This window comes from Zunongwangia sp. HRR-M8, assembly GCF_027594405.1.
Classification (GTDB): Bacteria; Bacteroidota; Bacteroidia; order Flavobacteriales; family Flavobacteriaceae; genus Zunongwangia.
Window position 1 is genome coordinate 410,141 of the sequence record NZ_CP115161.1, and the last position, 22,385, is coordinate 432,525.

The 22,385-nt window shown below is 34.8% G+C and carries 13 protein-coding genes; 12 read left to right on the forward strand and 1 reads right to left on the reverse strand.

Annotation, left to right across the window (positions count from 1 at the left end):
* The 10 genes from mobB (at position 1) to PBT89_RS01955 (ending at position 16,765) form a co-directional block, all read left to right on the forward strand.
* Positions 1 to 1,026: a MobB family relaxase gene (mobB, locus tag PBT89_RS01910; RefSeq protein ID WP_270063148.1), complete on the forward strand. Its 1,026-nt coding sequence runs from the start codon at positions 1 to 3 to the stop codon at positions 1,024 to 1,026.
* Positions 1,027 to 1,038: 12 nt separating this feature from the next.
* Entirely contained in the window at positions 1,039 to 2,643 is a 1,605-nt protein-coding gene (locus PBT89_RS01915) for a type IV secretory system conjugative DNA transfer family protein (RefSeq protein WP_270063149.1), read from the forward strand.
* A gap of 585 nt (positions 2,644 to 3,228) precedes the next feature.
* Positions 3,229 to 4,005, forward strand: coding sequence for a LytR/AlgR family response regulator transcription factor (locus PBT89_RS01920; protein ID WP_270063150.1), 777 nt, complete (start codon positions 3,229 to 3,231; stop codon positions 4,003 to 4,005).
* Between the two features lies 1 nt (position 4,006).
* Entirely contained in the window at positions 4,007 to 5,602 is a 1,596-nt protein-coding gene (locus PBT89_RS01925; RefSeq protein WP_270063151.1) for a histidine kinase, read from the forward strand.
* 95 nt (positions 5,603 to 5,697) lie between these two features.
* Entirely contained in the window at positions 5,698 to 8,253 is a 2,556-nt protein-coding gene (locus PBT89_RS01930; RefSeq protein WP_270063152.1) for a zinc-dependent metalloprotease, read from the forward strand.
* Between the two features lie 3 nt (positions 8,254 to 8,256).
* Entirely contained in the window at positions 8,257 to 11,550 is a 3,294-nt protein-coding gene (locus tag PBT89_RS01935) for a SusC/RagA family TonB-linked outer membrane protein (protein ID WP_270063153.1), read from the forward strand.
* A gap of 21 nt (positions 11,551 to 11,571) precedes the next feature.
* Positions 11,572 to 12,888, forward strand: coding sequence for a RagB/SusD family nutrient uptake outer membrane protein (locus PBT89_RS01940; RefSeq protein ID WP_270063154.1), 1,317 nt, complete (start codon positions 11,572 to 11,574; stop codon positions 12,886 to 12,888).
* Positions 12,889 to 12,978: 90 nt separating this feature from the next.
* Complete coding sequence (locus tag PBT89_RS01945) at positions 12,979 to 14,004, forward strand: hypothetical protein (protein ID WP_270063155.1); 1,026 nt, start codon at positions 12,979 to 12,981, stop codon at positions 14,002 to 14,004.
* A gap of 84 nt (positions 14,005 to 14,088) precedes the next feature.
* Entirely contained in the window at positions 14,089 to 14,730 is a 642-nt protein-coding gene (locus PBT89_RS01950) for a hypothetical protein (RefSeq protein ID WP_270063156.1), read from the forward strand.
* A 937-nt stretch (positions 14,731 to 15,667) separates the two neighbouring features.
* Entirely contained in the window at positions 15,668 to 16,765 is a 1,098-nt protein-coding gene (locus tag PBT89_RS01955; protein ID WP_270063157.1) for a Fic family protein, read from the forward strand.
* 383 nt (positions 16,766 to 17,148) lie between these two features.
* On the opposite strand, the gene PBT89_RS01960 is transcribed toward PBT89_RS01955, so the two are convergent.
* Complete coding sequence (locus PBT89_RS01960) at positions 17,149 to 17,730, reverse strand: RNA polymerase sigma factor (protein ID WP_270063158.1); 582 nt, start codon at positions 17,728 to 17,730, stop codon at positions 17,149 to 17,151.
* A gap of 109 nt (positions 17,731 to 17,839) precedes the next feature.
* Here PBT89_RS01960 and PBT89_RS01965 point away from each other — a divergent pair, with 109 nt between their 5' ends.
* Positions 17,840 to 19,000, forward strand: a complete 1,161-nt coding sequence (locus PBT89_RS01965) for a FecR family protein (protein WP_270063159.1) — start codon at positions 17,840 to 17,842, stop codon at positions 18,998 to 19,000.
* A 153-nt stretch (positions 19,001 to 19,153) separates the two neighbouring features.
* Positions 19,154 to 22,384 carry a SusC/RagA family TonB-linked outer membrane protein gene (locus tag PBT89_RS01970; protein ID WP_270063160.1) on the forward strand — a complete coding sequence of 1,077 codons (3,231 nt, stop codon included), beginning with the start codon at positions 19,154 to 19,156 and terminating at the stop codon, positions 22,382 to 22,384.
* The last annotated feature ends 1 nt before the right edge of the window (position 22,385 follow it).

A 22,385-nucleotide genomic window follows, 5' to 3' on the forward strand; every position in this document is an offset into this window, starting at 1 on the left:
ATGTATATCTCCATCTCTCCTCAAAAAATTGGTGGTGCTTTTTCGCAAAGCGCTGGGGATTTTGTGAATTATCTGGAAAAGGAAAACCAGGGGAAAGATCCATCGGAAAAAGAGTTTTTCTTTAATCAGTACGAGGAAGAAATCAAACCTTTCCTGGTGATTAAAGAAATTGACGGGAATACGGATCGACTGAAATTGAAAGAGCCTAAGTATTATTCGATCACCATAAACCCTAGCCGTTATGAATTAAAACATATTCATAATAACCCGGATAAACTTAAAGCATTTGTACGGAAAGCCATGAAAGAGTATGCGAATTCTTTTCATCGGGAAATAAACGGTCGGCCTGTTGCTATTGATGATATTAAGTATTTCGCGAAAATTGAACAGGAGCGATCTTATAAAACTAATGATATAGCCATCCGTGAAAATAAGCCTTATGCGAAGCAAATCGCACACCTGCGAAATGAGCTTCGAAAAGTAGCACGTGGTGAGATTCCCGGAAATACTCAAAAAATAGAGAATAACATTCAAAAGCTGATCCGGGAGGCGCCATACAAAATTAGGGGACAGATGGTGGAACCGGGAATGAAAAAGGAAGGGCTGCAAAGCCATATCCATATTATCGTAAGTCGTAAAGATGCCTCTAACTCCCATAGCCTGTCTCCGGGGAGTAAGTATAAGGCTTCCGAAGTGAAGATGCATGGGAAACTGGTGAAACGGGGATTTGAACGGGATCGGTTTTTTCAGTATTCGGAAAAGGCTTTTGATAAGATGTTTCAGTACAATCGCAATTATGTGGAGAGCTACTCAGCACGAAAACTCCTGAGTAAAAATCCTAAACAATACTTTTTATCCTTAAGAAGTCTCGGGGTCAACGAGAAAAAACTTGCCTTTAAAATGATCCGACAAGCAGGGATGCAATTGCCTGCTTTAAACCTGCCTCAAAGTAAAGTGGGGTTTGCGTATAAACAACTTAAAAAAGTAATCGAAGCCGGTATTAAAGCAAGTTTTATCGGCCATTAAAACCTATCTGTTATGCTATCCAATATTTATGTTATCGTTTTTTTTAATGCTGCTTCTGCAGTTATGTTTTACTTTCTGCTGAAAAATACCCACTGGGGAAATGCCATTAACCTGAGCTATATTTTCACACTATTGTTAGTGAGTTTTCCGTCCCAGTTTGATTTTGATGTTTTGGTGCTGACCGCCATACGAATCTTGATGCCGCTTACTATCATTAATGTATTAATGAATGAATTTCTATTTGATGTGAGTAGCGGGAAGGCCACCAAGCAATATGTATTTAGAATTCCTCTTTCTTCTGGATCCATGAAACTAAAAGATATCCGACGCGGGGTGTCTATCATTGGAGCGGCTGGAAGTGGGAAAACGGAAAGTGTGGTGGCGCAGTTTCTTAAACATTTTAGTCGTCATAGCTTCAGTGGTATCATCCATGACTACAAAAATTTTGAACTCTCTAGAATAGCTTATCCTTTATTCAAAGAAAGTAAGGTTCCTTTTTACCTTATTTCTTTTGATCGGGTATTTAATAAAGTGAATCCTATAGCTACGCGATATATGCAGGATGAGGAAAGCGTCAATGAGATTTCAAGGGTGCTTCTGGAAAATTTATTGGAGAAAAAAGAAAGTGGTTATTCAGGCAGTTCCAAATTTTTTAATGATGCTGCAGAAGGAATCATCGGAGGGCTCATCTGGAAACTAAAAACCGATCATCCCAACTATTGTTCGCTTCCTCATATGATTGCCTTATTCCAAAAATGTACCACCTATGAGTTAGTAGAATTATTAAACTCCAATCTTACTTCCCAGGCGATGGCGAATGCTTTTATCAATGGGGTAGATTCAGAACGTCAAACTGCTGCAGTAAAAAGTACGCTCTCCAATGCATTTAAAAAGATCAGTACCCAGCGTATATTTATGGTGCTTTCTGAAGATGAGATTCCCCTGGATATTAATAATGCAGAAAACCCGGGAGTTATTTCAATAGTGAATAATCCAAAATTTGAATCAGCCTATTCGCCCATCATTGCTACTATCATTCATAGTATCACCAAACAAATGAGTGTGCATGATCGACTTGGGTCGTTCATTCTTATGGAGGAAGCGTCTACAATCCGCTTATTAAATATGCAACGTATTCCGGCAACGCTCAGAAGTTATGATATTTCCACCGTTTATGTGATTCAAGACAAGATTCAGAATGATATCCTTTATGGAAGAGAGGCAGGAAAAGCAATTCTGAGTAACCTGTCTTACCAGTTCTTTGGAAAGGTGAATGATCCAGAAACCGCAAAATACTACGAAAGCTTTTTTGAGATTGTAAAGCGTAAGAGTATTAGCGTGAGTAAAAGTGATAATTTGAATTTTGATACCCGTACCACCAGAAGTGAACGGGAAGTGGCCAAGATCAGGGCAGATCTTTTCTTCCGATTGAAACCGGGGCAGTTCGTAACTTTTTCGGATGGAAAAGATCGTAAGGTCAAATTTGCAACTCCAAATTGGCATAAAGAGATGCCTACTCCTAAACATGAAGTTACCCAGGATGAACTGGAAGCAAATTTTCAGAAAATATATCGTGAGGTGAGGGCAATTATTACAGCTGAAAATCAAAAAAAATGAGTGATGTAAATTATATTCTGCATTTTAATGCAGTGCTTCGGAAATTTTCGCGTGATGACAGGATTTCGGCATCTCATCGTAGCCTATATCTTGCCTTTTTTGAGCTATGGAATCGGAAGCATTTTCCAAAAGAGTTAATGCTCAATAGTCAACAGGCAATGGGATTGGCTAAAATACGCTCTCGCACTACGTACCATAAGTTAGTACGAGAGCTTCAAAATTTTGGATATTTCCAATATCATCCCTCTAGTAGTCCCAGAATTGGATCAGTAGTGAACATGTTTAGGTTTGATGCTCTTCCTCATCAAAAAATGAACAGCTAACAGTCGAAAAAATGGTTTCCTTTTTAATAACTTTTAAATTAACAATGACCTAATATGATAAAACGCTAGATTCAGTATTATTAATTAGAGTGGCCAAAATTGCGATAAATGGAATATATGTTCGAAAATTAAATTATATCCTTAAAATTCTAAATATTCAGTAATAAAATTAATTCATACACCTTACTTTTTAGTAATATTGCCAAGGTGCTTATTACAATATGTAATTAGAAATCAATACTTAAGACTATTTATCCCTACAATGAAAGTCGTAATTATAGAAGATGAAGATTTAGCGGCAGAATCCTTAGAAAGCTTATTGTTAAAATCTAAGTATGAAATTTCAATAGCCGCTAGATTAGAGAATATTAAACAAGCTAAAAGGTGGTTCGAAAATAATACGTGCGATCTGATTTTTAGCGATATAAGTTTAGGAGATGGTGAAAGTTTCGAAATTTTTGATGCTCTAAAAATTCAAACTCCTATCATTTTCACCACTGCTTTCGATCACTTTGCATTACAATCCTTCCAATTCTATGCTATTGATTACCTTCTTAAACCTTATAATAAAGAGAAACTCAATAATGCGTTAGATAAATACTTGAACTTTGTTGGAGATAAAGGGAAATTGGATGATGTGGAGAATTTAATTGAACGGTTTAAATCATCATTACCAGAATTTCAATCATCACAAACTCAAAAACGCTTTCTGGTATCTCAGGGTGAAGAATTAATTTCTATAAAAAGTGAAGAAATTGCCTATTTCATGGCAGAGAATAAATCTTTATTCCTGTTTACCAAAGATAATCAGGTCTATCTCTACGAAAGTACGATCTCAAATTTGGAAGATAAATTGGCTTCTAAAGAGTTTTTTAAAATTAATAGAAAATTTATTATCAGTCATAGTGCTATAAAATCTATTGTGAAATACAGCCAAAATCGCTTAAAAATAGAATTAAACCCATCGCCTGGAAACAACGACCCCATACTGATAAGCTCAATGACTATAAACTCTTTTAAAGAGTGGTTAAATCATTAAAATGAAACTGATCAATTTTTTAAGAAGATTTAGAAAACATCAAAAATATTTCTATTTAAGCGTTCTAATTATTATCGCATTTTTTATAGGAAGCTCATTAATTACACCTAAAATAACTTCTGTTGCTGATGATCTTATGGAAGATGTTAGGTTGGCAGATCTTTATTCAAAAAAAAATAATATAGCTTCTGAATTTCTACAATTGAACAGTTTTTTAAGCTATTCGAAAAATATCATCAATGATTCCTACGATATTTCCACGGAGGAGCTAATAAATAAATTAGATTTTGTTAGTGATTTAGCCTTGTCAAACACGGTGAATGTCAGTAGTTATGTTTATGTAATTACTCCTGATGGGGTTCGGGAATTGGAGCATTTCAGATCTGATTCAATTAAAAAGTCTATATCGGAGAAAGAAATTCTTCTGGAAGCGAATAAAGGATATTTGGATACTGTAATTATTGCAGATGACAAAGTTATCAATCGTAAAGCTTATGTTTTTCAAAAAAGTAAGGATACCTCAATTATCGTTGGTTATGATGTTGATTTAAGGGCATTTTGGAAATATTACTCAGAAAAATATCAGGGACGAACATCGTATACCACCGTTTTTAATAGTGATGGAATCTGTCTCCTGCATCCGGATGTTGAAAATATAGGTTATACTGTAAAACCTTATTTTACGTCCTTTTCTATTGCAGATATCATTAAAGAGCCTGGTAACAATGTTCTGAAAAGTAATGGTAATTCTCAATATCTGGGATTGGATATCGTACGCTATTTCGATGAAATTATGATAGAAGATCATCGACTTATAGTGGTGGCTAATTTTATGAAGTTTGACCTCCAGGAAAAAACAGCTGAAATACAACAGTATTTTTCCTGGATTAGCTTATTGGCGTTTATCACTTTTATATTACTTCTTCTCATAGCAAGATTTCAGTTAAAAAAAGAATACAATCAGAATCTAAGAGTCCATAAGGAAAAGGAGCAACTTGCTCTAACAAATGAAAATTATAAAAGAGAAAACGCTGTATTGCAGCTTAACCAACTTAAGAAGAAAATGAATCCTCATTTTCTCTTCAATACACTCAATTCGTTACACTTTCTAATTGAAACTAAACCTAATCTATCCCAAAAATTTGTACTACAGCTTGCTGATGTGTATCGCTATTTACTAGAAAATAGAGATGACAATTTAACCAGCCTGAAAAAAGAATTGGATTTTCTTGAGCATTATATTTTTCTTCATAAAATTCGTTTTAAAAATAGTTTGAAGATTAATATTTCAAATCAAAGCGACGATGATTTAATCCTTTATAAAAAAATTCCTGTTTTATCATTAGAAACGCTGGTGGAAAATGCTATAAAACATAACGAAATCACAAAAAATAATCCACTGCATATTGAGTTGAAAATCAAAAATACTCATGTAATAGTCTCTAATAATTATTCTCCGAAAAAGAAAAATAATACTGAAGGTCACAAAATTGGATTAACTTATTTAAAGAATATTTATAATTATTACGAAGTTGATAGCTTTAAGACAAAAGTTTTAGAAGATAAATTTATTTGTATACTTCCTCTGTTACCCTGAAACTAAACTTCACTCCTTTTTTTTAAGAGTTCACTCCATTTGGTTTTTATTAACACTAAAGCAAATAGATATTTAAACTTCAAATAATCTATTTCATGAAAAAATTCTTATTGAATTTATATATTCAAAACTGGGCGTTTCTTATTCTGGTAACTTTTTTAAGTACCGGACTATCGGCTAATGCTCAGGAAGAAAAAAAGAATAAAGAAGAGAAGAAAGAAGATGCGAAGGATTCAACAAGCGTAAATAGCGATGGACTTACTTATGAAAAATTTTTAAAGGATGGTAAGGTAAGAAAGGGCTTATTTAATGTCTACACTATTGACGATGACTATTATTTTGAAATACCGGACACTTTAATGTCTCAGGATTTACTCATCGTAAACAAAATCTCTAGTGTCCCTTACGCTTTAAACGGTCATGGACTTAATAAAGGAATGGCATTTGAAACGAAATTAATTCGATTTTATAAAGATACCCTAAGAAGTAAGGTATGGGTTAAAACGATCAATCCAAGAGTGCAATCTCCAGACGATGCAGCTATTACCTTATCAGTGAGAGATAATTTTAGCGAGTCAGTTATTGAAGAATTCGATCTTACCGCCCAAAATACAGATTCTACTTCCAGTATTTTTAAAGTGACTAAAATTTTTAGTGGAAAGGAGCAAAGTTTTAGTGATGTATTGGCTAATACAGGATTAGGTGGTAGTATAAAAACTAAGTTATCGCTTATCGAAGAGATAAAAGCTTTTCCCGAGAATATTGTGGCTAAATCCTTGATAACGACTTCGGTTACTGAAGGGGGAGGTCCTGCATTGCCGCTTTCTATTGGAGTTACAACAAATATAGTGTTGTTGCCTAAAGAGGTTATGAAACCTAGGTTTGGAGATAAACGAATCGGATACTTTTCAACCCCTATGGAGTATTTTACGGATACCCAGCAGGAGGTCGAATCAAGAAAACTTATTACCCGATGGAGGCTGGAGCCTAAAAAAGATGAAGTTGGTATTTATAAAAATGGAGGAATTGTAGAGCCTAAAGAACCTATTGTCTACTACATAGACCCCTCTACGCCTAAACAGTGGGTTCCATTTATAAAGCAAGGAGTATTAGATTGGAATGCAGCTTTTGAAGAAGCCGGGTTTAAAAATGCGGTACAGGTGAAAATACCTTCGGAAGAAGATAAGGATTTTGATATTGATGATGTTCGTTATTCCGTAATTACATACGCCGCATCTGAGCAACAAAATGCAATGGGACCTTCTGTAGTTGATCCTAGAAGTGGAGAAATTTTAGAGTCAGATATTATTTGGTGGCATAACCTAATGAAAGGACTTCACTCCTGGATTCGTGTGCAAACTGGTGTGATCGATTCAAAAGCTAGAGAAAATACTTTTTCTGAAAAGCATATGGGAGAGGCCATACGTTTTGTTTCTTCTCATGAAGTAGGTCATACTTTTGGTCTTAAACATAACATGGGGGCTTCTTATAGTTATCCAGTAGACTCATTACGATCTAAAGAATTTACCTCCAGAATGGGAGGAACGGCTCCATCAATTATGGATTATGCTCGATTTAATTATGTAGCCCAGCCGGAGGACAGCGTAGTTCATATCACTCCTAAAATAGGAGTTTACGATAAATATGCAATCGACTGGGGCTATCGATGGACAGGTGCTGAAACAGCTCATAAGGAATTGCTGCTTACCAATAAATGGATTCGTAAACATGAAAATGATCCATTATATTTCTATGGTCCTCAGCAGATGGATATTGTTGACCCCAGATCACAAAGTGAAGATCTAGGCGATAATGCTGTAAAGGCCAGTGAATATGGTCTTAAAAATCTTAGAAGAATAATGCCTAATATCTTAGAGTGGACCAATGAAGAAGGGCAGGACTATTATAAAGCTTCAAAACTATATAAAGCGGTTATTGACCAATGGGAGCTCTATAATAAGCATGTGATGGCAAATATTGGAGGAATCTATCTCAATAATACGGTGTATGGAGACGGAAAGGAAACCTATGATCCGGTTCCGGGAAATTTTCAAAAAGAAGCGCTCCAATATGTAATTCAAAATGCGATACTACCACAAGAATGGTTATTTACTCCTGATATGATAGATAAAGTATTCGCGGTTAGGGATGCTCCAGATGGCGAACGCTATTATTCACCAATTTCGATGCAGCGAATTTATCAAACCAATATGATCTATGCTTTATTGAAAACGGATCGACTAATGCGAATTGCCGAAAACGAAATTCTTGCCGATAAGGGAGAGGAAATTTTTTCTGAAGACTACCTGTTTAATCAGCTTTTTGAAGCCATTTTCAAAAAAACGAAAAGGAATAAAACACTGAATAAGTTCGATAGAATTACCCAGAAAAATTATGTAGACGTACTAACAGTAGATAGAAATGATCTGCTAAAGAAAACGAAAGAAAATACTGTTCTGGATGAGCACAGAAATTTTAAAAATGTTCATTTCTCATATATACCAAGGGTTTCTGATGCTAGTACCAGTAAGCGATTTGCATTGGAGCAAATTTTAAAACTCTTAAAGAAGAAAAAGAGAAAAGGGGACGCCTTAACTAAAGCGCACTATAGAGATTTAATATCTCGAATTGAATACAATCTCAATAATTAGATGATGAAAAAAATATTTTACCTATTAATATTGATGCCTTTGGCAGTCTTTGCTCAGGATCAGGTGTTGGTGACCGGTACGGTAGTTGGAGGCGATTCAGAAATGCCTATTGCTGGAGCTTCTGTCTACGTATCTTCTTCAATGATTGGAAATCAAACCAATGAAAAAGGTATACTCGAAGGAGCGATGCTTGGTACAACCACTAATTTTGATGGTTATTTTGAACTTAAGGTCAATACCAATATAAAATCTCTGGTGATTTCTTATATGGGGTTTCAATCTAAAACTATTGAACTCCGTAATAACACTAAAAATCTAAAGATTACTCTTAAGGAAAGCTCAGAGAATCTTGATGAGGTTATTATCACTGGATATCAGAAAATTGAAAAAAGAAAGGCTACTTCTTCTTATGCGAAAATTGATGTATCAGAAATTGAGCAGGCAGGTGTAGCAACAGTAGATCAAATGTTAACAGGGCAATTACCGGGTGTAATGGTGCAGCCCACAACAGGTGCTCCCGGTGCTCCTTCAAAAATATCTATACGTGGTATCGCCACTTTAAATGGTTCATCAGATCCGTTATGGGTGCTTGACGGAATTCCATTGCAGGGCGATGATATCCCGGAAGATTTTAGAGATAAAGATAATATTGATAACCTTCAGTCTTCACCTATAGCCGGGTTGAATCCTGGAGATATAGAGAGTATTACCGTTTTAAAAGATGCTTCGGCGACTTCTATTTATGGGGCCCGTGCTGCAAATGGTGTGATTGTTATTACAAGTAAAAAAGGTAAAAAAGGAGCAACACGAATTAATACTAATGCGAATGTATTCGTGACCCAACGACCAGATTTTGGTAAATTGAATTTGATGAATTCTTCCCAAAAAGTGGATTTGGAGCTCTACTTGGCCAGTAGACCGGATCTTACATATCAGCAACAAAGAGGTGGTGTCGCGAGAATTTTAAATGATTATGAACAGTATGATGTCTTTCAGAATAATGGATTTGATGCAATTTCGCCAGATGCTCAAAACGCTATTAACGAGCTTAGAAATGTAAATACAAATTGGGGAGAGGAGTTGTATCAAATGGCCTTAAATCAACAGTATACGCTTAGTATTTCTGGAGGGAGTGATAACAACGACTATTATTTCTCTGCAGGGCTTTTTGATGAAAAAGGAACAACTGTTGGTACTGGCCAAAAACGTTTTAATATTACACTCAAAGATAATTTTTCTATTACCGATAAATTAAGGGTGGGCGTGGCTTTATTTGGTAGCCAAAACAGAACTTCATCTTATATATCAGGTGCTGATGCCTACACAAACCCGGCATATTACGCCAGACATGCAAATCCATATCTTCAATTAACCGATGCGAATGGAAACTATGTTTACGATCCCGATCTGGTAGAGCGCTCAGATCTAAATCTTAATTATAATGTTCTTGAGGAAAGAAGAAATACAGATCATGAGTATAAAGCAAATTCTTTAAAATCCATTTTTAATATTGATTATGATTTTAACAATGAACTAAAGTTTTCTACACAACTTGGCCTTCAACTAGATTTTAATAGCACAGAAAAGATAAGTGACAATAACAGCTATTATACCCGTAAATATCGACAGCGATCACAATATAGCGTTACTGGAGGCTATGATTATTTTATGCCGGAAGGTGGTATTATCCAAAACTGGAACGCAGATGTATTTCAGTATAACTGGAAAACAACGGCTAATTATAATACTACATTTAATAAAAGGCATGAGCTGGATCTCATGTTGGGAACAGAGTTTAGACAAAACAAGAATACCGAAATTCATACCAAGGGATTCGGTTTCAATCCGAATACACTCACTACCATTCCAATTACTAATGAATTGGTTTTGAAGAATTCGTCATTCGATACCTATAAAAAGACTTATATTGAGAATGTTTTTGCATCATTCTATGGAACCGCATCGTATACTCTGGACAGAAAATATACCTTATTTGGTAGTTTGAGATATGATGGCTCTAACTTATTTGGTGTAAATCCTAAGTATCGATACCTGCCAATATGGTCTTTCGCGGGTTCCTGGAATGTTCATAAAGAAGATTTTATGTCAAATATTGAGACTATAGATCTTCTTAAACTTAGAGCATCCTACGGGGTGCAGGGAAATATCGATAAATCTACTTCTCCTTTTGTAGTTGGTAAGTATGATAATGTTTCGATACTTCCTGGAACCAATGAAGAGGTCATACAGGCAACCAATGCGCCTAACCCTAATCTTAGATGGGAAAAAACGACCTCGTCTAACATCGGTTTCGATATGAGCTTGTTTAATAATCGTGTTTTTCTAACCGGAGATTATTATTCCAGAAAGAGTACAGATCTAATAGGTTTACGATCAATTCCTCTGGAGAATGGCTATAATTTTATAAATACCAACTGGGCTACGATAAGTAATAAGGGATATGAATTATCGATTAACTCCACCAATATCAATACTCCCAATTTTAGGTGGACAAGTGGATTAAACATTTCTCATAATAAAAGTGTCGTTGAGGATATAGAAATACGAGAAAATAATCTGAAACCATCATTAAAAGGCTATAGTGTAAATGCCATTTTTGCGCTCAAAACGGCAGGACTTGATAGTAATGGACTACCGTTATTCTGGCAAAACGGAAAGAAAGTGACAGCTGTTGACTTTTATAATCTGGAAGATGGAGTAGATGGTAGTCAATTAACTCGGGAAGAGCATAGAGATCTATATACGTATGCGGGCGATGGAATGCCAAAATTTACGGGAGGGTTTCGTAACACTTTTTCGTATAAACAATTTGATCTTCGAGTTTTAACCAATTTTAATATTAAACAGACCGTAAGAGCTGAGCCGACCTATAACCCTACTAGGGCTCAGCCAGGTTCTAATTACAATACCGATATTTTAAAAGCGGGTACAGGTAATTATCCGGCTTTAATTGGTGCGAATTCGCCAGGTTTCAATACAAACTTGCTGTATAGCTGGTATAATTCCTATGATGCGGGTAATACGTATAGGGATTTAGATATATGGCTTAAAGAAATTTCCTATATACGAATTAGTAGTATCCGTCTAAGCTATGCGCTTCCTAAGAAACAATTAGAAAAGCTGAAAATTTCAGGTTTAAATTTTAATCTGGAAGCCCGAAACATGTTTGTGATCGGAACCGATTACGACGGGTATTTTGATCCTGAAACTTATGGCAGCTTATACGCACAACCTATTCCGAAAATTATCTCGGTAGGATTTAATCTCTCTTTATAATACTGATTATAAAACCGTACTATGAAAAAGCTACTTTACTTTTTTACATTAATAATTGGCCTTACTTCCTGTGATGATTATTTGGAAGTACAACCGGTAGGTCAGGTCATTCCAAAAACCGTAGAAGATTATAGAAGTTTTCTAACTTCTGCATATTCGATTACTAATCTTGGTAAGATTCTAACCAGCTATCGCAGCGATGAGCTACAATTGAATCCAAATGCTTCCGGAATTGAGCAATATGAAGACATTTTTATATGGAACGATCGCAATGCGAGTCCGCTTACCAGGTCTTTTCCTTATGCCAGTTTTTATACTATTATTTTCTACTGTAATCATATAATAGAAAATCAGAATAACATTGAAGGCGATCAAAACAGTATCGACCAGTTAGTGGGAGAGGCCTATGCACTTAGGGCGATGCAGTATTTTGACCTGGTTAATTTGTACGCAAAGCCTTATGATAAGAATGCTACAAACGAAGAACCGGCAGTACCGATAGTTACGGTATATGATGCCGAAAAAGCCTATCCCAAAAAATCTTTGGAGGAAGTCTATACACAAATTTTGAGTGATCTTAAAGAAGCACAAGTTTTAGTGAATGTGAGACAACAGGATGAAGGACTAAATTATAGATTTTCAAAAATAGCAGTACTGGCATTTCAGGCCCGGGTAGCCTTGTATCAACAAGACTGGGAAGAAGCGATAGCCTTTTCGGAAGAAGCATTAAGCATAAAGTCTGATATTCAAAATCTTAATGATAATACATCTATAATGCCGTCAGAATATAACTCAGTGGAATCCATTATAGCCCTGGAAAATGTAGCTGATCTGGAGCTTGTAACGAAATCAAGTATATCTGATGATTTGATAGCAGCCTATGATCAGGAATCGGATTTGAGGTTTGCACTTTATTTTGAACAGTATGATAATGGCGGATATCACTCTAAGAAAAGTGCTCAAAATAAATTTAAAGTGAGCTACAGGACATCGGAGTTATACTTTATTATAGCTGAATCTCTCGTTCATTTAAATCAAACGGATAGTGCCAAAGAGACACTACTTGGTTTTGCGGAAAACAGGTATACCCCTGCTGGATTTTCAGCATATCAGGATTTTATAAATACGCTGGATAATGAAACCTTGTTGACCGAGATTTTAAAGGAGCGTAGAAGAGAATTTGCTATTGAGGGACATCGATGGAATGACTTAAGAAGAACAACACAACCTGAGATACGAAAAACCTATAGGGGTTCCATATATACCTTGGAACAAGGGGATGAGCGGTATACGCTTTTGCTCCCTAATGACGCCATTATTAATAATCCTGATTTATAATCTGAAAGCTTTTGGGTAGGGCTGATTTTATCTTGCAGCTTACCTAAGTATATAACCCTAAGATAACCTAAACACTTTAAACATTTAATCATGAAAAAAACATTTTCAATTATTTTTGCTTTTATCGCCATAGCCTTGACCTCCTGCTCAAGTGATGATGATAATGCCGTGCAGCCTTCTTCATTGGCTGAAATTACGGATTTCAGTCTTACATTTAATAATGTCAATGAAAGCGATATTAACTATGATCTTGGTAACAATATCACTGTAAGCGTTCCTTTTGGAACATCCTTAGAAGATATCATTCCGAATATTGCGATTTCTGAAGGAGCAACGATTACTCCTGCATCTGGAGAGCAGGTGGATTTCGTTGATGGTGAAGCTAAAACTTTCACCGTTACTGCAGAAGATGGTTCTATAAAAGAATATACTGTAACCGTAAACGTACGCGGCGAAGTGGGTAGTGGTACGAAGTTGGAAACTTATACCGTTGCTGATTTATATGGTGAAAATTCAGTAAGTACTTATTCTTATAATGATGCAAATTTTGTTTCTGAGATTTCAAAAGAAACTGATGATTGGGGTACAATCACTACTACTGTTTCTACTTTTGTTTATGATGATAAAAATCAAATCATTGCAAGTCAGGTAGAAGCTACAAATGAAGAAACTACCTATTCTTATGAAGATGGTAGAATTGTAAGCGCAGAGCATACTATAGATGGTGAGGTTGATTTCACTTATGAGTATACTTATAATGAGGCTGGGGATCTTACATCAGAAAAGCGTACAGATCATACAAATGAAAATGCGATTGATGAAATTACATTTGTTATTGAGAACGGAAATGTAACTCAAGAAAACCGATATGGAGAGATTTATGACGCTGAGTATGATGATCAAAATAATCCTTTCATCGAATTATATCCTTCTGCTTATGCTGCAATTAATGTAGGTATTCAATCAGTAAATCAGAATAATCCAATTAGTGGAACATTAGCTGATGACACAATTACTTATGAATATAATGAGGATGGTTATCCAGTAAGCGCTTCATATACTTATTTTGATAATCTAGCTACAGTGGATAAGACTTTTACTTATTACGCGGAATAATAAAAATTAACCATATATAAAAAAGCAAGTACTCCACTGGAATGCTTGCTTTTTTTATAAAATAAAAGAATGAATAAATACTTTTTGCTTCTCCTTCTTGGAATATTATTTTCTTGTGATGAGCATCATTCCGAAAATCAAAGCAATGATGAGGACTCACCCAACTCGGCTGAGTCCCAATCTGAAACCAAAGAAGAAAAGTTGGTAGACTTATACAAAGTTTCGGTCATTCCTCTATTTAAGGATATACCCGATGTGAATCCTCCTGTTGAAATTGAAATTAATACGGAAGATTTAAATATAGATGCAGGAGCTGCATCTGGATATCTTGATGTAAGTCAGGGATTGGTAGATTTAGAGAATGAAGCCATTCAGATATTTGCTTTAGCCCATGAAGTAGCCCATATGGCGACTATCCCTCAGGCTAAGATTTTTAATCTTGCTGAGACTATTCCCAAAGGAAATGTCACCAATGATTATCAAAAAGCTGAGTATCTAGCAGATCTTATGGCTGTTCATTTGATTCATCTGAAACTTCCTGAAACATTTGAATTGATTCAAAATGATTTTGAAACACTTCAAGAGATACTTGGAGCAGAAACTTTTACACATCCTAGTGGAGAAAATAGAATCTTATCCATGAAATTATATATTGATGATTGCAGTTCTAAAGAAGAAATAAAAGCTTTTGAACAACGATTTGAGACTATTTGGACAATGAACTGATTTTTAGAATTTCGAAAAAGAAAAAGTCTTACATTTTGTAAGACTTTTTCTTTTCTTGATATGCTTGAAGATACTTGTATTCATATCTTTTATTTGGAGCCTACATCTAATCATTTTATTAAAAAGATAAATTAATTGGTGGAATGGTATGCGGAGTTTAAAATTGAAATAGTTCATTAATTAAAACAGCTCAAGCAAATTTTTACTTCGAGACTATCCACTTTACCGAAGATGAATTTGTAGCAGGATTAAGCGTTAAATACCTTTTGGAATCTTTAGATCGACTGTTGGTCTTGAAAATTTCTACCCAAAAATATCAAAATATAAATGGCTATTACAATGCAATTAAAAAGAGCAGTGTTCATTGTATGTAACAGGTTAGATTTTCTAAATATGCTCTCGAATAAGATAAAATAGGTCACTGATAGAGCTTCAAAATAGGGGATACCTTCAATATCATCCCACTAGTAGTCCCAAAATAGGATAAGTAGTGAACATGTTCAGATTTGATACCCATCCTGATCAAAAATTGAACAGGGAATGATCAAATTCTGGACAGCTTTTGTTCAAAAATTGGTCTCTTTTATTAAACCTTAGTAATAAACAATAAATAAACCTTTTTAAGCAGATCCCATATATGAATAGGCAGTGAACAATTAACGGTACTGTGCTTTTAAATAGATATTATCCAAAATCATTATTGCTCTAACTTTGAAGAAGTAGTAAGGGAGAATCAAAAATTAAAAAAAAACAATCCAAAAACTGTCACTTTTTTATTTTTTTAAATTTTTTGCGGTTGAATTAAAACTGGTGAAACTTTAAAGCAGTGTCCCATATATGAACAAGTTCGATACAAGTGGTGATGAGCCGATTATTATATTTATTCGGCTCAAAAAAATTGTATATTTGATTTGAATAATGTATTTATTTGGCTCATATGTATAACTGGCAACTTAAAAATTGGCCTTCTTTCGACTATAACTTTAAAGCGATCGATGATATTATCATTGAATTTGCCTCAGAGACGGGTGAAGTTAAAGGGATTATTGATAGCCTGCCTTCTGACTTTAGGCAAGATGCAATAATTCAGTTCATGATTGATGAAGCCATTAAAACTTCAGCGATTGAAGGGGAATATTACAGTCGTCAGGATGTAATGTCATCGATCAGAAATCGATTGGGTATTGGAGATGGTACTGCTATTAGGGATATCAATGCCAGGGGGATTGCAGAATTAATGGTAGAGATAAGAGAAAACTTTTCCAAGACCCTGAACGAGAGATTAATAAAGGGATGGCATGCAATGTTATTTACCAGATCCAGGTATATTCAGGCAGGTACTTATCGATCTGGAAAGGATCCCATGCTTATAATATCAGGAAGCTATGGGAAAGAAGAAATTCATTACGAAGCTCCTCCATCTCATCGAGTGCCGGTGGAGATGAAACAGTTCACAAAGTGGTACAAGGAATTTGAGATTGAAAATAATGATATTCGCAGTTCATTGATAAAAACAGCTATTGCTCATTTATATTTTGAGACGATACATCCTTTTGAAGATGGAAATGGACGTATAGGTAGAGCTATAGCTGATAAATGTCTTTCGGAATCTTTAGGTAGAGTATTAGTATTAAGTATATCCACTGCAATCGAACAAAATAAAAAAGAGTATTACCAAGCCTTAAAAAGGGCTCAACGTTCCCTTAATATTACGGATTGGATTGTTTATTTCTGTGAGACTATTTTGACTGCCCAGAAGAATGCTAAAGCAGTTATTCGATTTATTCTAAAAAAAGCAAAATTTCTGGATCAGCATCGGGGAAATTTAAATGATCGCCAGTTAAAAGTGATCTTAAAAATGTTTGATAAAGGTGTTGAAGGTTTTGAAGGAGGAATGACAGCGAAGAAATTTATATCTCTAACCAAAACTTCAAAAGCTACCGCCACACGAGATTTACAAGATATGGCTTCTAAAGGCATTTTGAAACCACTAGGCGGTGGACGAAATGTACATTATGAGCTAAAATTCATATGAATAAATGTTAAAGTTTGTTAAAAGGTGCTTAATTCGGTGTATGTAGAAATATCATTTTTTATAAAACACTGATAAACAAATATTTGTGTATTTAGTTCGAGTCTCGTCCAGACCGCAAGATTGCAAAAAGCCTTTCAGAAATGAAAGGCTTTTTTTATGCTTTAATTTTACTTCTTTTTGTGTGCTATTATGACTGAAATTTATTTTACTTAAAAATTGGAGGTAGTTGATGGGGGAGGGGGCTTAGGTTAGCCGATTATCTAAGTTATTCAGTTCATGCAATAAAAGCCTTGATTCGTATATTTTTCATTGTAGAGTTATAAATAGCAGTTAAAAATAAAAGTTATTTGAGTTGAATATATGAGATTAAGCTTTCTGAAAAATTAAATCAATTTATGTAGAAACAGAAAAATATGCGAGTTCGTTTCTCCAACTTTTAATCTTAGGGTACTAAAGGCTCTCGTAATATGCTTTTCAACAGATTTTATGGAGATGTTTAAATAATCAGCAATTTCGGTATTGGTAAGCCCATCCTTTTTACTCAGTAAAAATGTTTCTTTACATTTTGGCGGTAACTTATCTATTTCACTTCTTACGATGGCTATAAGTTGCTCAAGTGACTGTTCAGATTCTTCTTCAACAATACTAGATAGGGTATCGATATATTTCTTTTCTAAATATATCGTTTTTTTATTTTTTCTATACTGATCTATAAATTCATTATATACAGATTTATAAAGCAAATTTTTGATTGAAAGTGTAGTTTTTAGGTTGTCTTTATTCTTCCAGATTTTTATAAAAACATTTTGAACGATATCTTCAGCAAGATCCTTATCTGCTATTAGGTGGTAAGCATAAACGCTTAGTTTATGATGGTAGATCTTTAAAAGATATTTGTAAGCATCTTCGTTTCCGGTTTTTAAGGAATTTATTAAGTATATATTATCTGAAAAGGTTTTCGTCATAACGTATTGATGAAAATATGCTTTAATAATTATCTAATTTATAAAAATTTTGATTTAAATAGGTAGGGTATGTAAAAATTCAGTCGTATTAATAATAAGCTATAACTCCATGAGCACAGAAATAGAATCGATAATCGTAAAATTTATTTGTAGAGAAGCAACAGCTCAAGAACTGGATAAACTTGAGGTATGGTTAAAATCTTCAGATAATACCAAAGTGTTTAAACAATTATTAAGGGTGAATTTTGCGATTGATAATAGCTTAAATCATTTTAATGATGCTAAGATTCATCAAATATTAAATGAGCAAATAAAACATCATCAAAAGGCAAAAATGCGAAAGAAAAACATGAGGATTTCTTTATATGCTCTGGCCGCAGTTGCGCTCATTATATTTGGCAGTGCTTTCTATTTAAAATTTGAAAAGAATAATCTGAATCAACAGAATGTAACACCAAATATAGTAGATGTTTCTGATGAGGTTCCTGGGGCCATTCTAACTTTGGAGGATGGTGCAGAGGTTTTATTGAAAAATGGAGATACCTATCAAAATAACGGAGTTAAGAGTGATGGGAAGCAGCTTATTTATGATAAAAATGAGGATAGTGATAAAGTTGTATTTAATTATTTAACTGTACCTCGTGGAGCGCAATTTGAATTAAAACTATCTGATGGCACGAAAGTCTGGCTAAATTCTGATTCTAAGCTGAAGTATCCCGAGTCTTTTATTAAAGGTGAATCGCGCATTGTGCATCTACTCTATGGTGAAGCTTATTTTGAAGTTTCGCCAAGTAATTTGCATGATGGAAGTTTGTTTGAAGTGCGCAATGAAGAGCGTATTATTCAGGTACTAGGGACCCAATTCAATGTAAAAAGTTATAAAGAAGAAACTAAAACCTACACCACCTTAGTAGAAGGACGTATTCTTTTAAAATCACGAGATGAAAAATATGCTTTAAAACCAAATGACCAGATCATATACAATAAAGAAAGAGCAGAATATAAAAAGCAACAGGTAAATGTATTTAATGAAATATCCTGGAAGAATGGGATTTTTAGTTTTGAAGATAAAAAGTTGAAAGATATTCTCAAAGTACTGTCTAGGTGGTATGATGTAGAATTTGATTTGAGAAATCACCAACTTGGAGAAGAAGAGTTTGTAGGAGTTTTAAGTAAAGACCAAGATATTGAGGAAATACTTGAAGGTATAAAAAGTTCTGGGATTATCAATTCATATCAAATGAATCAAGAAATAATTATAATAAATTAAAAAAAGAGGGAACGAAGTTTTGACATTTAGCGGTATCGAACTTCGTCCCTCACCTAAATTAATCAAACATGGTGTTTAACTAATCTATTTTGTATGAAAAACAAAACTATAAAAAACAAAGCTTATATAATTAAGCGATGTTCAATTTTAATTATGAAAACCTTTTTAATTTTCTTTTGCTCGACAATTCTTGCTTTTAGCCCGAATGAAACATTTTCTCAGCAGAAAGTTCACATCGATAAAGATCAAAAGTTTAGTGTAGATCAAATCTTCGATATCATTAAGAGTCAAACAAACTACAGATTTATTTATCCAAAACAATTATTTAAAAATAAACCAAAAGTTCAACTTCATCAAGGCGATATTAAAGTAACAGAAATTCTTACTCTTGGTTTGGCATCAAGTGGGCTAACTTACGCCATTACTGAAAATAATAATATCATATTCAAAGAAAAAGCGGAGGATACCACTACTTTTTCTGAGGATCAAAATATGATAGAAGGTCTGGTTAAGGATACTAATGGAACACCTTTACTTGGCGTAAATGTGCTGATTAAGGGTACTTCAATTGGAACCACTACAGATTTTGATGGGAAATATTCTATTGAAGCGAAACCAGGAGATGTTTTGACCTTTTCCTTTGTGGGAATGAACACGGTTTCAAAAGAAGTAGGTAATGAGAATATACTTAATGTCACGCTTACTGAAAATGCTGCGGCTTTAGACGAAATCGTTGTAGTTGGGTATGGTACACAAAATGAAAAAGATATTACCGGTGCTGTAACTTCTGTTTCTGCCAAAAATTTTAATAAAGGCGTGCAGCAAAGTCCGCAACAACTTCTTCAAGGTAAAATGCCTGGTGTTAATATTGCGCAAAATAGTGGCAAGCCTGGAGGATCCAATACCGTTTTAATTCGTGGAGGGACTTCTTTAACTGGTTCAAATGAACCCTTATATGTTATAGATGGTGTGCCAATTTCTACATCTTCTGGTACAGGTCAAGCAAACATAAGTAGTAGTGGAACCGATTTTTTTGATCAAGAACCGGTTAATCCATTAATGACCTTAAATCCCAGTGATATAGAATCTATTAGTGTTTTGAAGGATGCATCTGCAACAGCTATCTACGGCTCTAGAGGTGCCAATGGGGTGATTGTGATAACTACTAAAAATGGAACTGCAGGAAAAATAAATGTTTCTTTGGATGTGTCTCATGGTGTTTCGGTGGTTTCTAATACGATCGACGTCCTTTCTGCAGATGAATATCGAAAGGTAGTAAATGATCTCGATTTACCATTAAATGATGGTGGTGAATCTACCAACTGGCAGGATAAAGTATATCGAACAGCTGAGGTGCAAGATTATTACCTTTCCTTAAGTGGAGGTTCTGAGAATACAAATTACAGGGCATCTCTGGGGTATAGCGACCAAGAAGGAGTAGTTTTAGGCTCTAATTTAAATCGAGGAACTGCGCGTATCAATATTGGTCAAAAAATGTTAGATAAAAAATTATCTTTCGATTTAAGGCTAAATTACGGGCAAACAGTTTCAAATGCTGCTCCGGTTTCTAATACTGTAGGGAGTGAAGCTGGTTCTAGTATCAATTACGAGGCTTATGTTTTTAATCCCACATATTCTGTATACGATGAAAATGGAAATTTTAATCATATCTTACCCTATAGAGTGAATCCATTATCTTTCTCAGAGCAGGTTATTGATGAACGTACTAATAACAGATTTTTAGGAAATTTCACTACAGATTATAAGATCATAGATCCACTTAGTATCAATGTAAATTTAGGATATACCAATCAAACTATTGACCGTAATTCTTACCTAAGTAAGGAAAACCCATTAGGGCAGGGGTTAGGAGGATATGCCAATGTGCAAAAATTAAAAAGTTTTAATAAGTTACTTGAAACTACCTTAAAGTTCGAGGAGAAATATGGAGATCATAACATCAACGCATTAGCAGGATATTCGTACCAATATTTCGTAGATGAAGGCTTAAGAAATGATGCTAATGGTTTCTTGTCTGATGAATTTAAATGGTATGGTTTACAGGCAGCCAGTAATGTACGTACGGTATCTTCATTTAAACAAAGTAATACTTTGATTTCCATGTACGCACGTCTTAATTACGATTATCAAGGTAAATATTTGCTCACAGCTACTGTTCGTAGAGATGGTTCCAGTCGTTTTGGAAGTGGAAATAAATGGGGTGTTTTCCCTTCAGGCTCTGTAGCTTGGAGGATATCAGATGAAGACTTCTTTAAATCTAATACAATAAACGATTTAAAATTGAGAACAAGTTACGGAGTAACCGGGAATCAAGAAATAGGGAATTTGAATTCTATAACAACATTGGGTGCCAGTACCACAGGATATATTGTGGGCGGACAAAGAATCACTGTGGTTTTGCCGCAGCAGTATGCTAACCCCGATTTAAAATGGGAGCAAACGGCACAATTCAACGTTGGTATCGATTTTAGCCTTTTAAAAGGTAAAATCTATGGTACTGCAGATTATTATAATAAAGAAACAAAAGATCTTTTATTGCGAATTCCAGTTCCTACACCTACTGCGGTAAATACACAGCTTGCCAATGTTGGAAGTGTGCGTAATCGCGGTATTGAACTATCATTAGGAGCATATGCCATCGAAAAAGAGAATTTCCAATGGCGAACAAATTTAATTTTCAGTCATAATAAAAACGAAGTGTTAAGCTTATCCAACGCGCAATATCAGGGCGATGATATACAAGTTGGACCTTTAAGAGGTCAGGGATTAACAAGTGGTACGTACGCCCAGTTAATACGACCAGGATTTGAAGTAGGTACTTTTTATGGCCGAGAATTTTTAGGAATAGAAGATGGGGTAGAGCAATTTGATCCTGAGCCAAAGATTATTGGTTCTGCACAACCTGATTTTACTTTCGGATTCTCTAACAACTTTAACTATAAAGCTTTCGATCTATCATTTAACTTAAGAGGCTCTGTGGGGAATGATGTGTACAACCTAACGGCTAACAATTTAGCGTATTTAAGCAATTTGCCAGGAAGAAATGTGTTTAAAGAAGCTGTAGAAAGCGGGGTAACCAGAGATCAGCCTAAACAATACTCCTCTAGATGGATAGAGGATGCATCTTTTGTAAGATTAGACAATCTTACATTAGGTTATAATTTAAATTCTGAAAATCTATTCTTTTCGAATGCTAGGCTCTATCTCACGGGACAAAACCTGTTTGTAATTACTGGTTATTCAGGTTTGGATCCTGAAGTGAATTCAGAAGTTTCTGGAGCCGGAATAGCTCCACTGGGTATTGATTATCTCGCCTATCCTAAAGCAACAACTGTTATTTTGGGACTAAACCTAACCTTTTAAT

What these genes read in the sequence shown, in the direction of transcription:
- PBT89_RS01965 (WP_270063159.1), top strand. Translation starts at nt 17,840, where the DNA reads ATGAGCACAGAAATAGAATCGATAATCGTAAAATTTATTTGTAGAGAA.
- PBT89_RS01940 (WP_270063154.1), top strand. Translation starts at nt 11,572, where the DNA reads ATGAAAAAGCTACTTTACTTTTTTACATTAATAATTGGCCTTACTTCC.
- PBT89_RS01925 (WP_270063151.1), top strand. Translation starts at nt 4,007, where the DNA reads ATGAAACTGATCAATTTTTTAAGAAGATTTAGAAAACATCAAAAATAT.
- PBT89_RS01915 (WP_270063149.1), top strand. Translation starts at nt 1,039, where the DNA reads ATGCTATCCAATATTTATGTTATCGTTTTTTTTAATGCTGCTTCTGCA.
- PBT89_RS01955 (WP_270063157.1), top strand. Translation starts at nt 15,668, where the DNA reads ATGTATAACTGGCAACTTAAAAATTGGCCTTCTTTCGACTATAACTTT.
- PBT89_RS01970 (WP_270063160.1), top strand. Translation starts at nt 19,154, where the DNA reads ATGAAAACCTTTTTAATTTTCTTTTGCTCGACAATTCTTGCTTTTAGC.
- PBT89_RS01920 (WP_270063150.1), top strand. Translation starts at nt 3,229, where the DNA reads ATGAAAGTCGTAATTATAGAAGATGAAGATTTAGCGGCAGAATCCTTA.
- PBT89_RS01945 (WP_270063155.1), top strand. Translation starts at nt 12,979, where the DNA reads ATGAAAAAAACATTTTCAATTATTTTTGCTTTTATCGCCATAGCCTTG.
- mobB (WP_270063148.1), top strand. Translation starts at nt 1, where the DNA reads ATGTATATCTCCATCTCTCCTCAAAAAATTGGTGGTGCTTTTTCGCAA.
- PBT89_RS01930 (WP_270063152.1), top strand. Translation starts at nt 5,698, where the DNA reads ATGAAAAAATTCTTATTGAATTTATATATTCAAAACTGGGCGTTTCTT.
- PBT89_RS01960 (WP_270063158.1), bottom strand. Translation starts at nt 17,730, where the DNA reads ATGACGAAAACCTTTTCAGATAATATATACTTAATAAATTCCTTAAAA.
- PBT89_RS01935 (WP_270063153.1), top strand. Translation starts at nt 8,257, where the DNA reads ATGAAAAAAATATTTTACCTATTAATATTGATGCCTTTGGCAGTCTTT.